11 protein-coding genes are annotated in these 13,596 nt (G+C 67.5%); 7 read left to right on the top strand and 4 right to left on the bottom strand.

Annotated elements, in window-relative coordinates; genetic code table 11:
* Positions 1–6: 6 nt before the first annotated feature.
* On the bottom strand, positions 7–699 hold the full coding sequence (locus tag ULB03_RS15190; protein ID WP_322483984.1) for an alpha/beta fold hydrolase: 693 nt from the start codon (positions 697–699) through the stop codon (positions 7–9).
* 205 nt (positions 700–904) lie between these two features.
* Between ULB03_RS15190 and ULB03_RS15185 the strand changes: the two genes are divergently transcribed.
* On the top strand, positions 905–1,429 hold the full coding sequence (locus tag ULB03_RS15185; RefSeq protein ID WP_322483983.1) for a hypothetical protein: 525 nt from the start codon (positions 905–907) through the stop codon (positions 1,427–1,429).
* Between the two features lie 59 nt (positions 1,430–1,488).
* Here ULB03_RS15185 and uvrA read toward each other — a convergent pair whose 3' ends face one another.
* Positions 1,489–4,368: an excinuclease ABC subunit UvrA gene (gene uvrA / locus ULB03_RS15180; protein ID WP_322483982.1), complete on the bottom strand. Its 2,880-nt coding sequence runs from the start codon at positions 4,366–4,368 to the stop codon at positions 1,489–1,491.
* Between the two features lie 319 nt (positions 4,369–4,687).
* Between uvrA and ssb the strand changes: the two genes are divergently transcribed.
* Complete coding sequence (gene ssb, locus ULB03_RS15175; RefSeq protein ID WP_322483981.1) at positions 4,688–5,263, top strand: single-stranded DNA-binding protein; 576 nt, start codon at positions 4,688–4,690, stop codon at positions 5,261–5,263.
* A gap of 82 nt (positions 5,264–5,345) precedes the next feature.
* On the opposite strand, the gene ULB03_RS15170 is transcribed toward ssb, so the two are convergent.
* On the bottom strand, positions 5,346–5,726 hold the full coding sequence (locus tag ULB03_RS15170; RefSeq protein WP_322483980.1) for a hypothetical protein: 381 nt from the start codon (positions 5,724–5,726) through the stop codon (positions 5,346–5,348).
* Between the two features lie 255 nt (positions 5,727–5,981).
* On the opposite strand from ULB03_RS15170, the gene nadE reads away from it, so the two are divergent.
* The 3 genes from nadE (at position 5,982) to ULB03_RS15155 (ending at position 9,336) form a co-directional block, all read left to right on the top strand.
* A complete protein-coding gene (gene nadE / locus ULB03_RS15165) occupies positions 5,982–7,721 on the top strand; it encodes an NAD(+) synthase (RefSeq protein WP_322483979.1) in 1,740 nt (579 codons plus the stop codon).
* Between the two features lie 167 nt (positions 7,722–7,888).
* Positions 7,889–8,071, top strand: a complete 183-nt coding sequence (locus tag ULB03_RS15160; RefSeq protein WP_322483978.1) for a hypothetical protein — start codon at positions 7,889–7,891, stop codon at positions 8,069–8,071.
* The gene (locus ULB03_RS15155) at positions 8,071–9,336 is read left to right on the top strand and encodes an MATE family efflux transporter (protein ID WP_322483977.1); all 1,266 of its coding nucleotides are present in this window, start codon (positions 8,071–8,073) and stop codon (positions 9,334–9,336) included. Before ULB03_RS15160 ends, ULB03_RS15155 begins: the two co-directional genes overlap by 1 nt.
* A gap of 18 nt (positions 9,337–9,354) precedes the next feature.
* Here the strand turns inward: ULB03_RS15155 and ULB03_RS15150 are convergent, their stop codons facing one another.
* Complete coding sequence (locus tag ULB03_RS15150; RefSeq protein ID WP_322483976.1) at positions 9,355–9,765, bottom strand: VOC family protein; 411 nt, start codon at positions 9,763–9,765, stop codon at positions 9,355–9,357.
* Between the two features lie 275 nt (positions 9,766–10,040).
* On the opposite strand from ULB03_RS15150, the gene gyrA reads away from it, so the two are divergent.
* Complete coding sequence (gene gyrA / locus ULB03_RS15145) at positions 10,041–12,824, top strand: DNA gyrase subunit A (RefSeq protein WP_322483975.1); 2,784 nt, start codon at positions 10,041–10,043, stop codon at positions 12,822–12,824.
* 103 nt (positions 12,825–12,927) lie between these two features.
* On the top strand, positions 12,928–13,533 hold the full coding sequence (gene coaD, locus ULB03_RS15140) for a pantetheine-phosphate adenylyltransferase (protein WP_322483974.1): 606 nt from the start codon (positions 12,928–12,930) through the stop codon (positions 13,531–13,533).
* The last annotated feature ends 63 nt before the right edge of the window (positions 13,534–13,596 follow it).

The raw sequence follows: 13,596 nt of genomic DNA, 5'->3' as shown, positions 1-13,596 counted from the left end.
GTCAGCTCAGCTGGTAATCCAGTCGACCAGCGCCTGGTTCACCGCGTCCGGCTGTTCCAGCGTGGAGGAATGGCCGCACTGCGGCATGACGACCAGCCGGGCGCCCGGGATGGCGGCGGCCATCTCCTGTGAGCGCTCCAGCGGCATCAGCGGGTCGCTGTCGCCCGTCAGCACCAGCGTCGGCACGGTGATGGTGGGCAGGGTGGGCCGGCTGTCGGGGCGACCGATGATGGCCGCCGTCTGCCGCGCCAGCCCTTCGATACCCACCGTCAGGCCCATGCGCAGGGTGACCGCCGTCAGATGCGGATCGTCCCGATGCTGGGGATGGAGCATGGACGCCGTGGCCTGGCGCAGCACGGCGCTGAACTTGGCCTTGCGCGCCAGGGCCACCAAGGCCCGGCGCTGGGCCGACTGTTCCGGCGCGTCTGGCACCGCCTGGGTGCTGAGCAGGGCCAGCTTCACCACCCGCTCTGGCGCCTGGCGCCAGATTTCCAGGGCGACGTAGCCGCCCATGGAAATGCCAGCCAGGGCGAAGCGGGGTGGGGCGTCGGCCAGGATGGCGGCCGCGATGTCCGCCATCGTTTCCCCCGTCAGGGTATTGGCCACGGTGACCGGGCCCTGGGGCCACAGCGCCGCCACCTGCGGGGCGAAGATCTCCGCCGTACACAGCAGGCCGGGGATGAGGATGATGGGGGTCATACTTCCTGGCCTTTACGCTTATTGGACGCCTCGGGCGATCCATACCCCCTGGCGCCAGGAATATCACGCGCGATCAATGGGGTGCGTGTCAGAAGAATTTCAGAAGTGGTGCCGGGCCGTTCCTACGCCCAAAGATTGATAGGTCCAAACATGGACAATTCAAAATAGATATTCCTATCAATTGGCATCTTATGGAGTTGAAAATATGACATACTACACGGTCCGTGTTGACGCGAAAGCCAACAGCATCGTCCAGCAGGCGGGGCCGGGAAACCATCCCGTCGGTGGCGAACCGGCTGTCGTCAAGTTCGACAAGCCGCTGACATCCGGTGATACATTGGAGGTCATCACTTCTGAACTGACGCTGTGGAATTCAGGCGGCGGCCCGGGCGCGACCAATGCCAATGGCGTTCCCCTGTCGCCGCAGGGGCAGCCGCTGTGGGGGAGACTTAACCCGGGAACCCCCAATCCCGGAGGCAATGACCGCTGCCCATACCCGGCCGCCAAGAACTACAGCTTCGGGATCGGAACGCTCGTCGGTTCCCTGGACGGCGGCCTGTCATTCTTCGCGGTCGGCACGCGCTTTGAGATGAAGATCTTGGGCAACGGCTTGCTACCGGAGACGAAGCCGCCCGCCATCCCGAACCTTTTCTTGTTCTATTGGGACGTCAACAGCCTGGACAACACCGGCGCCATCGACTTCTTGGTCCGCGTCATTCCCGCCGATTGAGGACGAGCGGGCGGGGGACGGAAGTCGAAGCCGTCCCCCGCCTCCGCTAGCGCGTCATTTCAGCCCTTGGCCTTGCGCTTCTTGGGCGCCACAGCCTCCACCGCCGGCGGCACCTCCGACAGGTAGGGCTTCAGGTAGTGGCCGGTATGGCTTTCCGGCACCGTGGCCACATGCTCGGGCGTGCCCTCGGCCACGATGCGGCCGCCGCCGGCGCCACCCTCCGGCCCCATGTCGATGATCCAGTCGGCGGTCTTGATGACCTCCAGGTTATGCTCGATCACCAGCACGGTGTTGCCCTGGTCCACCAGGGCATGCAGCACCTCCAGCAGCTTGCGCACATCCTCGAAGTGCAGGCCGGTGGTGGGCTCGTCCAGGATGTACAGGGTGCGGCCGGTGGCGCGGCGGGACAGTTCCTTGGCCAGCTTCACGCGCTGCGCCTCACCGCCCGACAGGGTGGTGGCCGGCTGGCCGACGTGGATATAGCCCAGCCCCACCTCGTTCAGGGTCTGCATACGGTCGCGGATGGCGGGCACGGCCTGGAAGAACACCGCCGCCTCCTCCACCGTCATGTCCAGCACCTCGGCGATGCTCTTGTCCTTGTACAGGACCTCCAGCGTCTCGCGGTTGTAGCGCTTGCCGTGGCAGACGTCGCAGGTGACGTAGACGTCGGGCAGGAAGTGCATCTCGATCTTGATGACGCCGTCGCCCTGGCAGGCCTCGCACCGGCCGCCCTTGACGTTGAAGCTGAACCGCCCGGCGCCATAGCCGCGGGCCTTGGCCTCCGGCAGGCCGGCGAACCAGTCGCGGATGGGGGTAAAGGCGCCGGTGTAGGTGGCGGGGTTGGAGCGGGGTGTGCGGCCGATGGGCGACTGGTCGATGTCGACGATCTTGTCCAGGTGCTGCAGGCCCAGGATGTCGTCGTGGGCGCCCGGATGCTCCCGCGCGCCGTTTAGGCGCTTGGCCAGGGCCTTGTACAGCGTCTCGATGATCAGGGTGGACTTGCCGCCGCCGGACACGCCGGTGACGCAGGTGAAGGTGCCCAGGGGGATGCGGGCGTTCACATCCTTCAGGTTGTTGGACCGCGCGCCGATCACCTCCAGGAACTGGCCCTTGTGGCCGGCGCGGCGGCGGTCCGGCAGGGCGATGCGCCGCCGGCCGGTCAAATAGTCGCCGGTGACGCTGGCCGGGTTGGCCATGACCTCCGCCGGGGTGCCGGCCGCCACCACCGTGCCGCCGTGGACACCGGCGCCCGGCCCCATGTCGACCAGATAGTCAGCGGTGCGGATGGCGTCCTCGTCATGCTCCACCACCAGCACCGTGTTGCCCAGGTCCCGCAGGCGCTTCAGCGTGGCCAGCAGGCGGTCGTTGTCCCGCTGGTGCAGGCCGATGGACGGTTCGTCCAGCACATAGAGCACGCCGGTCAGGCCGCTGCCGATCTGCGAGGCCAGGCGGATGCGCTGGCTCTCGCCGCCCGATAGGGTGCCGGAGGCGCGGTCCATGGCCAGGTATTCCAGGCCGACATTGTTGAGGAAGCCCAGCCGCTCGTTGATTTCCTTCAGGATGCGGTTGGCGATGTCCTTCTGCTTTTGCGTCAGGTGGTCGTCCAGGCCCAGGAACCAGGCGCCGGCCTCCTGGATGGACATGCGGCTGACCTCGGCCACGTTCAGGCCGTGGATCTTGACGGCCAGGGCCTCCGGCTTCAAACGCGCGCCGTTGCAGGCCTCGCACGGCTGGGCCGACTGGTACTTGGAAAGCTCCTCCCGCATGAAGTTGCTTTCCGTCTCCTTCCACCGGCGCTCCAGGTTGCGCACCACGCCCTCGAAGGGCTTGTTGGTCTCGTAGGAGCGCAGGCCGTCGTCATAGCGCAGGGTCACCGGCTTGCCGCCCGACCCGTACAGGATGAGGGTGCGCAGCGCCTCCGGCAGGTCGCTCCACGGCGTGTCCATGCGGGCGTTGTGGTGGCGCGCCAGGCTTTCCAGCGTCTGGGCATAGTATTGGGAGGTGGAGCCCGCCCAGGGGGCGATGGCGCCGTCCTTCAGCGACAGGCGCGTGTCCGGCACCACCAGCTCGGGATCGAAATACAGCTTCTGTCCCAGGCCGTCGCAGGCGGGGCAGGCGCCGAAGGGGTTGTTGAAGGAGAACAGCCTGGGCTCGATCTCCTCGATGGTGAAGCCGCTGACCGGGCAGGCGAACTTGGCGGAGAAGACGGTGCGCTCCCCCGACTCCGCGTTCTCCGCGAACACCAGGCCGTCGGCCAGTTCCAGCGCCGTCTCAATCGAATCGGCCAGGCGGTTGCCCAGGCCGTCGCGCACGACGATGCGGTCGACCACCACCTCGATATCGTGCTTCAGCTTCTTGTCCAGCGCCGGCGCCTCGTCGATCTCCATCATCTCGCCGTTGATCTTGACGCGCTGGAAGCCGCGCTTGCGCAGTTCCTGAAGCTCTTTCTTGTACTCACCCTTGCGGCCGCGCACGACGGGGGCCAGCAGGTACAGGCGCGTACCCTCGGGCATGGCCATGATGCGGTCCACCATCTGGCTAACCGTCTGGCTTTCGATGGGCAGGCCGGTGGCGGGGGAATAGGGGACGCCCACCCGCGCGTAGAGCAGGCGCATGTAGTCGTAAATCTCCGTCACCGTGCCGACGGTGGAGCGGGGATTGCGGCTGGTCGTCTTCTGCTCGATGGAGATGGCGGGGGACAGGCCCTCGATGCTGTCCATGTCCGGCTTCTGCATCAGCTCCAGGAACTGGCGCGCATAGGCCGACAGGCTTTCGACATAGCGCCGCTGTCCCTCGGCGTAGATGGTGTCGAAGGCCAGCGACGACTTGCCGGAGCCGGACAGCCCGGTGATCACCACCAGCTGGTCGCGCGGCAAATCCACGTCGACGTTCTTCAGATTATGTTCCCGCGCGCCGCGGACGCTGATATATTTGTTCATGGTATGTTCTAAATAGTCGATCGGGGCGGGCGCTGGCAAGGGGGAATACGCCGGTAGGCGCGCGTCCCCCTGCCAACGGGCGACAGCGCCCTAATATGGGGGCGGCTGTGTCAAAAGGCGACAGCAGGATGCATCCTCTTTTGTGGCATGGGGGGATGCGGTGGCGGCTGTCCGTTTGGGGGCCGTGGGATCGATATTTTGGGTATGCCGTGGGCCTGCACCCACCATCGCTGTGGCAATGCGCCGGCGGGACGGTGTAGGCTCTCCCCATCAACGGCGGGGCGTTTTGCGCCCCTATTGGATTCAGGACGGATCGGACATGGCTGGCAGCGTCAACAAGGTCATTCTCATCGGCAACCTCGGCAAGGAGCCGGAGGTCAGGTCGATGCAGAACGGGGGCAAGGTGTGCAACCTGCGCATCGCCACCTCGGAAACCTGGAAGGACCGCAACAGTGGGGAGCGTCAGGAACGCACCCAGTGGCACCAGGTGGTGATCTTCAACGAGGCGCTGATCGGCGTGGCCGAGCGCTTCCTGAAGAAGGGCTCCAAGGTCTACATCGAGGGCCAGCTCGAAACCCGCAAGTGGACCGACCAGTCCGGCCAGGAGAAGTACACGACCGAGGTGGTGCTGCGTCCTTTCCGGGGTGAGCTGACCATGCTCGAAGGCCGTGACGGCGGCGGCGGTGGCGGCGGCTACGAGTTGGGTGGCGACTTCGGCGGCGGTGGCGGTTACGGCGGCGGCTCGTCGGGCGGCTACGGCGGTGGCGGGTCCTCCTCCGGCGGTGGCGGCTACGGCGGTGGCGGTTCCTCCTCCGGCGGCGGTGGCTCGCGCGGCGGCTTTGGCGGCGGCGGCGGCAAGCCGGCCGATGACCTGGACGATGAGATCCCGTTCTGACCCCTCCGCCCAGACAGAAGTGTAAGTAAGCCAAGGGCCGCGTCACCGCGGCCCTTTTGCTGTGCGCGGCGCACAGGCAATGTCAGGAGGTGCTGCCGCGCCCCTTGCTGCTGTTGGCCTTGGTGGCCGTGCCCGCCGTGCTTTCCGACCGGTCGCCCTGGGGCCCGCGCTGGCCGCTGCCGCCGGCGTCCCAATCCCCTTTGCTTCCCCGAGCGGTACGGGTGCCTCCTTCCTGGGGCGGGGAGGCGTGCTGTGGGGAGGCGTGCTCTGGCCCGGGCCCGCCCGGTTTCTTGGTGGCGGCGTGGCCGGTCATGGCCCATTCGTCCTTGAGGCGCCGCGTGTCGCTGGCCTCGCCCACCTCGCGCTTCCTGTCGGCCGGGCTGCGATGATCGGGCTGGGAGGCTGCTGGGGCGGCGCCAGCCGGCCTGGTCGGGTTGCCTTGATCCTGACGGTGGTGAGGCATCTCATTCTCCGAGGTTCACTGGAACTGCCGAAGGGTTAAGACGCGAGGCCCGCCCTTCGTTCCGCCCGTCGGTCTCTTGGGCACGCCCTCTCGCCCCTTGGCACCCAGGGGCGTTTCGCGGGCGGGGCATGGGGGCCCTTTGCTTTCGGGGGATTGTCGCCGCCCGGCATGGGAATGGTAGGCTGCGGCCGCGAGGTTAATGAGGGCACCCCATCCCGCGAACCGGCGGGTGCCCGGCACACCAGGACAGAGAGCATGCGCACGCTGACGGTCGCCCTGCACCAGATGAACTACACCACGGGCGATTTCCGGGGGAATTTCGAGCGGACCAAGGCCAGCATCCTGTCGGCGGCCGGGGCCGACCTGCATGTCCTGCCGGAATGCGCCGTGGCCAACTACGCCGCTGGCGACTACCTGCTGGAGGCGGACTACCAGCAGGCCATCGTCCACTGGACGGAGCAGTATCGCCTGCTGTCCCAGGAGGCGGGCACCGCCATCGCCGTGGGCACGCCGCTGCGCGGCAAGGTGCAGGGGCGCAAGATGGGCAACGGCCTGGTGGTGTTCGACCGGGGCCGCCCGGTGTTGAGCCAGTTCAAGACCCACCTGCCCAACTATGACGTCTTCGACGACGTGCGCTGGTTTGAGGCGCGGGGCGAGCAGACGGGCGCCGACGCGGAGATTGGCGTGCTGCGCTATGAGGCCGCCGGCGGCCCCGTCACCCTGGGTTTCTGCATTTGCGAGGACATCTGGTTCGACGATGTCACCCGCGACCTGAAGGCCCTGGGTGCCGAGGTCATCGTCTCCCTCAACGCCAGCCCCTACGCCATCGCCAAGGGCAATTTCCGCCGCCGCCTGTTCGCCCAGCGCATCGCCGAAACCGGCCTGCCCCTGGTCTATGTCAACCAGGTGGGCGGCAATGACGAGTTGGTGTGGGAAGGCTGTTCCGCCATCATGGATCCGGCGGGAACCCTGCATGAGATGGAGATCGGCCGCGAGGGTGCCGAGGTCGTCGCCCTGGTCGACCGGGGGGAGGGCTTCCGCCTGGTGGAGGGCAAGGCGCCCGTCCAACTGACCGACCCGCAGGAACGCTATCTGATCGTGGGCCTAGGCCTGCGCGACTACATCGAGAAGAACGGCTTCCAGGACGTGGTCTTCGGCCTGTCCGGCGGCGCCGATTCCACCCTGGTGGCGGCCTTGGCGGCCGATGTGTTCGGCCCGCCCAAGGTCAACGCCGTCATGATGCCGTCGCCCTACACCAGTTCCGGTTCCAACACCCGGGCGGCGGAGTTCGCGGCCGGCGTGGGCGCGGGCTTCAGCGCCATCAGCCTGCCCATCACCGTGGAGTATGAGGCCGGGCTGACCAAGTTCCGCAACGCCTTCGGCCGCGACATGGGCAGCCTGGCGGATGAGAATTTGCAGGCGCAGATTCGCGGCAACACCCTGTCCGCCATATCCAACGACCACGGCCGCCGCGCCATCCTGGGCACCAGCAACAAGAGCGAGATCCTGATGGGATACGGGACGCTCTATGGCGACATGCGCGGCGCCTTCAACCCGCTGAAGGATCTGTACAAGGCCATCGACGTCTTCCCCATCCTGGAAATGCGCTTGGCCCAGGCGCAAAACCCGGACCCGCTGTTCGCCCGCATCTGGGAGGGGGCCTTCGGCAAGCCGTTGGAACCCTATGACGTCCAGGCCCAGGCCGCCCTGCGCGCCGTCATCGATGTCGAACCCAGCGCCGAGTTGAAGCACGACCAGCGCGACACCGACAGCCTGCCGCCCTATCCCCGCCTGGACGCCGTGTTGTGGGAGATGGAGGACGCCAAGGAACGCCAGACCGATGCCGAGATCGCGGAAAAGCTGGGCGAGCCCCTGGACTTCGTGCAGGACATCCGCCGCCGCGTCCGCCGGGCGGAGTTCAAGCGCTTCCAATCCCCGCCCGGCCCCAAGGTGCACCGCAAGTCGCCCACCACCAAGGACCGGCGCTTCCCCTGACGGCGCGCTTCACCGGGTAGGTGCCGGCTTGGGCGTCGCGGCGATCATGGCGCGTGCGCCAGACAGCCGTGCGCCCCTGAGGGTTGCGGATGCGTATGCCACGCGGTAGGCAAGGGGGACCCGGACGGTTGGCCGGGCAACGATAAAGCCGCCAGAGCACGCTCGTCATGACCCAGTTCGAGCCCCCCGTGCCGCCCGAAGTGTCGGCGGCGGTGACGCCCCTGCCGCCCCTGGATGAGGCGGCGGTCCAGGCCGCGTGCCCCGGCCTGCCGCCGCGCGCGCCGGATGAGGCGCTGCTGCCTCGTGTCCTGCTCCATGCCCGCGACCTGGTGCTGCTGGCCGCCCCCTGATGCTGACCCGCATCGGGCAACTGTTCATGCAGACCGTGGACACCGCCATGGTCGGCCGCTACAGCGCGGAGGAGCTGGCCTATTTCGGCCTGGGCAACACGCCGGTGGGTACGGCCTTCGCCACCGTGGTCGGCTTGATGATGGGGACCATCATCCTGGTGGCCCAGGCCGTGGGGGCGGGCCGGCCGCACGAGGCGGGGGCCGTCTGGCGCCGCTCTCTACCCTATGCCCTGCTGATCGGCGGCATCGTCGCCATCGCCTGCCAATTCGGGGAAGCCTTCTTCCTGCTGACGGGGCAGGAGGCGGACATCGCCCACGGGGCGGCGGCGGTCATCGCCATCCTGGGCCTGGGCATGCCCGCCGCGGTCATGCAGATCACCACCTCCTTTTTCCTGGAGGGGATCAAGCGGCCGTTCCCGGCCATGATCTCCATGATCGTGGCCAACCTGCTGAACTTTGCCCTGGATTACACCCTGGTCTTCGGCCATTTCGGCCTGCCCGCCCTGGGGGCCATGGGGTCGGCCATCGCCACCACCACCATCCGCTGGGTCACCGCCCTGGGCCTGATCCTGTATGTCTGGACCATGCGGGACCATGCCCATTACGGCGTGCGCGGCTCTTTCCTGGAATGGCGGCAGGGGCGGGGCCACCGTCATCTGGGCTACGCCGCCGGCCTCAGCCAGGGGGCGGAGTCGTCCGCCTTCGGCACCATGGGCATCTTCGCCGGCTGGCTGGGGGCCCTGGGCCTGGGGGCTTATGCCGTCGGCCTGAATGTGCTGGCCCTGGTGTTCATGGCGGCCCTGGGCCTGGCGTCGGCCACCGCTGTGCAGGTGGGGCAGGCGCATGGCGCCGGCAACCGGCGCGAGGCCACGCTGGCCGGCTGGACGGGCCTGGCCATCACTGCCCTGACCCTGGCGGTGGTGGGCGTGGTGTTGGCCCTGGCGCCCGGAATCATCGCCAGCCTCTATGCCAGCGATCCGGCGCTGATCCGTGTCCTGGTGCCCACCATCGCGCTGATGGCCTGGATTGTGGTGGCGGATGGCGGGCAGACGGTCATGGCCAGCGCCCTGCGCGGCCAGGGCGACAGCTGGATTCCCACCGCCCTGCATTTCTTCAGCTATTACGGCGTCATGATCCCCACGGCGGCTTATGCCGCCTTCCATCTGGGGCACGGCATCCTGGGCATCTTCGAGGGCATCCTGGCGGCCAGCATCGTGGCGGTGTCGGTGCTGATGATCCGCTTCCACCTGCTGTCGCGGCGGTGAGCCCGCCCCCGGGGATGCTTAGGGCAACGGCAGCAGCAGTTCCACCTGGGTGCCCTCCGGATCGCGGATGTAGAGCGACAGGGTGGGCCCGTGGCGGTTGTCGCCCACCCGTTCCTCGATGATGTCCAGCCCGTGGGCCGCCAGGTGCCGGCGCACCGCTGCCTCATCGCACGCCTCCAGCGCGATGCACAGATGGTCCAGGTTGCGGCCCGGCCCCGCCGGCGGCTTGGCCCAGCCCCCCTCGGCCACCGTCACGTCCACCAGGAACAGGTCGGAGGTCCCCACCCGCAGCCGCAGCAGCGCATCCTCCGGCCATTCCGCCGTCACCGGGCAGCCCAGGATGTCGCGATAGAAGGCCAGGCTGCGCGCCATGTCGGTCACGGGCAGGGCCAGGTGGTCCAGGCCGCGAAGGGCGAAGGGGGGTGTCATGCGGGCCATCATCAGGGAAAACGCTGTCGCACTTGTACCGCCGTGGCCCCCCTCCCGGAACCCCGCCCGTCATCACCGGGCGGCGCCCAGAGTGACCGGGCCGGGGCAACCGGCGGCGAGTCGCACCCGCGCGCGCGAACCATAGAGATACGCGCCGTGCCGGTTTCATTGTTCACATGCGCGATTGGTGCTAGAAAAGCGGCCGACCCCCATCGCCCCGGGGCGGCCGTCCGGCCGACCCTAAGGCTTGGTTTTTCTTGCTTTTGGATTCCGGTTTGGTCACGACTCCGACGCCCCCCGCGGCCCCTCCCGCCAGCGACATCACCCCCATCGCCATCGAAGAGGAGATGCGCAACAGCTATCTCGATTACGCCATGAGCGTGATCGTGAGCCGCGCGCTTCCCGACGTGCGGGACGGCCTGAAGCCGGTGCATCGCCGCATCCTCTACGCGATGAAGGAAAGCGGCTACGACAGCACCAAGCCGTACCGCAAATCGGCCAAGGCGGTCGGCGACGTCATGGGTAACTACCACCCCCATGGCGACAGCTCGATCTATGAGGCCATGGTCCGCATGGCGCAGGATTTCTCCATGCGGCTGCCGCTGATCGACGGTCAGGGCAACTTCGGCTCCATGGACGGCGACCGCGCCGCGGCCATGCGGTACACCGAGGCCCGCCTGGCCAAGTCGGCTGAGGCGATGCTGGACGACATCGATAAGGACACGATCGACTGGCAGAAGAACTACGACGAGTCGAAGGATGAGCCGACCGTCCTGCCGTCGCGCTTCCCCAACCTGCTGGTCAATGGCGCCGGCGGCATCGCCGTGGGCATGGCCACCAACATCCCGCCCCATAACCTGGGTGAGGTGATCGACGCCTGCTGCGCCTATGTCGACAACCCGGACATCACCATCCCCGAACTGATGGAGATCGTCCCCGGTCCGGACTTCCCCACCGGCGCCCTGATTCTCGGGCGCTCCGGCATTCGCTCCGCGTTCGAAACGGGCCGCGGCTCCGTCGTCATGCGCGCCAAGAGCGAGATCGAGGAGATCCGCAAGGACCGCTGGGCCATCGTCTTCACCGAGATCCCCTACCAGGTGAACAAGGCCAAGCTGATCGAGCGCATCGCCGAGGTGGTGCAGGAGAAGCTGGTCGAGGGCATCTCCGACGTGCGCGACGAGTCGGACCGCGACGGTGTGCGCGTGGTGGTGGAACTGAAGCGCGATGCCGTGGCCGACGTGGTGATGAACCAGCTGTTCCGCCACACGCCGCTGCAGACCTCCTTCGGCGTCAACACCCTGGCCCTGAACGGCGGCCGGCCGGAGCTGATGAACCTGAAGGACATCATCGCGGCCTTCGTGAAGTTCCGCGAGCAGGTCATCACCCGCCGCACCGAGTTCGAGCTGGGCAAGGCCCGCGAGCGCGCCCACACCTTGGTGGGCCTTGGCGTGGCCGTGGCCAACCTGGACGAGATGATCGCCCTGATCCGCCGCGCGCCCGACCCGCAGACGGCGCGGGAGGAGATGCTGGCCCGCGAGTGGCCCGCCCTGGACGTGGCGCCGCTGATCACCCTGATCGACGAGCCGGGCCGCGGCCTGTCTGAGGCCGGGACCTACCGCCTGTCGGAAGCGCAGGCCAAGGCCATCCTGGAACTACGCCTGCACCGCCTGACCGGGCTGGAGCGTGACAAAATCGGCGCCGACCTGACGGCGGTGGTGGATCAGATCCGCCATTTCCTGGAGGTGCTGTCGTCCCGCCCGCTGCTGCTGGCCATCCTGCGCAACGAGCTGGTGGAGGTGAAGGCGCGCTTCGACACGCCCCGCCGCACCAAGATCGAGGATTTGGAGTTCGAGGCGGACATCGAGGACCTGATCCAGCGCGAGGACATGGTCGTCATCGTCACCCAGGGCGGATACATCAAGCGCGTGCCCGTCTCCACCTATCGGGCGCAGGCGCGCGGCGGCAAGGGCCGCAGCGGCATGCAGCTGAAGGCGGAGGATACGGTCAGCGACCTGTTCGTGGCCAACACCCACACGCCCATGCTGCTCTTCACCAACCGCGGCATGGTCTACAAGCTGAAGGTCTGGCGTCTGCCGCTGGGCCAGCCGCAGACCCGGGGCAAGGCCCTGGTCAACCTGTTGCCGCTGGAGGAAGGCGAGGTCATCACCACCGTGATGCCCATGCCGGAGGACGAGGCCAGCTGGGGCGATCTGAACGTGCTGTTCGTCACCAGCCACGGCAACGTCCGCCGCAACAAGCTGTCGGACTTCACCAACATCCGCGCCAATGGCCTGATCGCCATGAAGCTGGAGGAAGAGGGTGAACTGCTGATCGCCGCGCGCACCTGTGGCGAGGCCGACGACGTGCTGCTGGCCACGCGCCTGGGCCGCTGCATCCGCTTCCCCGTGGTGGACGTCCGTGTCTTCGCCGGCCGCACCTCCACCGGCGTGCGCGGCATCCGTTTGGCCGAGGGGGATGAGGTCATCGGCTTGTCCATCCTGCACCACACCGAATACACGCCGGAGGAGCGGGCGGCCTACCTGAAGCAGGCGGGCGTCGAGCGCCGCCAGCAGGGGGAAGAGGTCGAAGAGGCCACCGACGTCGATCCCGAGGTCACGGGCGATGTCGGCACCTTGGCGCCCGAGCTTTATGCCGAGATGAAGGCGCGCGAGGAGTTCCTGCTGACCGTTTCGGTCCAGGGCTTCGGCAAGCGCACCTCGGCCTATGAGTATCGCCTCACCGGTCGCGGCGGCCAGGGCATCTGGAACATGGACATGGGGGGCCGCAACAAGGCCATCGCCGCCGTGTTCCCCATCGCCGAGACCGACCAGGTGATGATGGTCAGCAACGGCGGCCAGGTCATCCGCATGCCCGTGCACGACGTGCGCATCACCGCGCGCAAGAGCAAGGGCGTCACCCTGTTCCGCTTGTCGACCGACGAGGGCGTGGTGTCGGTGGCGCGGCTGGCCGACGATGGTACGGAAGAGGGCGGCGTGGATGACACCGCCCCCATTGAAACCGGCCCCGGCACGGGTTCGGATGAGGGAACCGGCGGCTGAGTATGGCGGGGGATCGAATCACACCGTTGATTTGATCCCCCGACACTCGGCAAAGCCGGCGGATGGAGCTGACGATGGGCGGATTGGATCAGCGGGGGCGAGGATGAGCGAGCGTCGCATCGGGGTTTATCCCGGCACCTTCGACCCCATCACCAATGGGCATTACGACATCATCCAACGGGCGGCCAAGCTGGTCGACCACCTGATCATCGGGGTGGCCAGCAACGCCGGCAAGGGGCCGCTGTTCTCCACGGCGGAGCGTGTGGCCCTGGTGCAGGACGAATTGGCGCCGCTGACCGCCAAGGGCATCTCGGTGGAGGTGCGCTCCTTCGACAGCCTGCTGATGAACTTCGCCGTGGGCTGCAATGCCCAGGTGATCATCCGCGGCCTGCGCGCCGTCTCGGATTTCGAGTACGAGTTCCAAATGGCCGGCATGAACGCCCGCCTCAACCCGCAGGTTGAGACCGTGTTCCTGATGGCGTCGGACCGGCATCAGTTCATCTCCTCCCGCTTCGTGAAGGAGATCGGGCGGCTGGGCGGCGACATCGCCCACTTCGTCAGCCCGCGCGTGGCCCATCGCCTGGCGGAGCGTTTCGCCCAGGACGCCCGCCAAGGCGTGGGGGGATCGAGCCGGCGACCGGCGGCGCCGGCGAATAGACCTGTCGGTTTTATCCAGTGTTTTCCGGGGCAGGGGCCCTATGCGTCCTGAAAAGGCTGGCCCCCGCCTGTTTCCATTGACCGCGCCCACCCCCGTCATTATGGTGCGCGCCAC

Source organism: Nitrospirillum goiasense (assembly GCF_034427435.1).
In the GTDB taxonomy this organism is placed as follows: domain Bacteria; phylum Pseudomonadota; class Alphaproteobacteria; order Azospirillales; family Azospirillaceae; genus Nitrospirillum.
This window is presented reverse-complemented; position numbering and strand designations above follow the sequence as displayed.

What these genes read in the sequence shown, in the direction of transcription:
- ULB03_RS15160 (WP_322483978.1), top strand. Translation starts at nt 7,889, where the DNA reads ATGACCCAGTTCGAGCCCCCCGTGCCGCCCGAAGTGTCGGCGGCGGTG.
- ULB03_RS15150 (WP_322483976.1), bottom strand. Translation starts at nt 9,765, where the DNA reads ATGACACCCCCCTTCGCCCTTCGCGGCCTGGACCACCTGGCCCTGCCC.
- ssb (WP_322483981.1), top strand. Translation starts at nt 4,688, where the DNA reads ATGGCTGGCAGCGTCAACAAGGTCATTCTCATCGGCAACCTCGGCAAG.
- uvrA (WP_322483982.1), bottom strand. Translation starts at nt 4,368, where the DNA reads ATGAACAAATATATCAGCGTCCGCGGCGCGCGGGAACATAATCTGAAG.
- nadE (WP_322483979.1), top strand. Translation starts at nt 5,982, where the DNA reads ATGCGCACGCTGACGGTCGCCCTGCACCAGATGAACTACACCACGGGC.
- ULB03_RS15185 (WP_322483983.1), top strand. Translation starts at nt 905, where the DNA reads ATGACATACTACACGGTCCGTGTTGACGCGAAAGCCAACAGCATCGTC.
- coaD (WP_322483974.1), top strand. Translation starts at nt 12,928, where the DNA reads ATGAGCGAGCGTCGCATCGGGGTTTATCCCGGCACCTTCGACCCCATC.
- ULB03_RS15190 (WP_322483984.1), bottom strand. Translation starts at nt 699, where the DNA reads ATGACCCCCATCATCCTCATCCCCGGCCTGCTGTGTACGGCGGAGATC.
- ULB03_RS15170 (WP_322483980.1), bottom strand. Translation starts at nt 5,726, where the DNA reads ATGCCTCACCACCGTCAGGATCAAGGCAACCCGACCAGGCCGGCTGGC.
- ULB03_RS15155 (WP_322483977.1), top strand. Translation starts at nt 8,071, where the DNA reads ATGCTGACCCGCATCGGGCAACTGTTCATGCAGACCGTGGACACCGCC.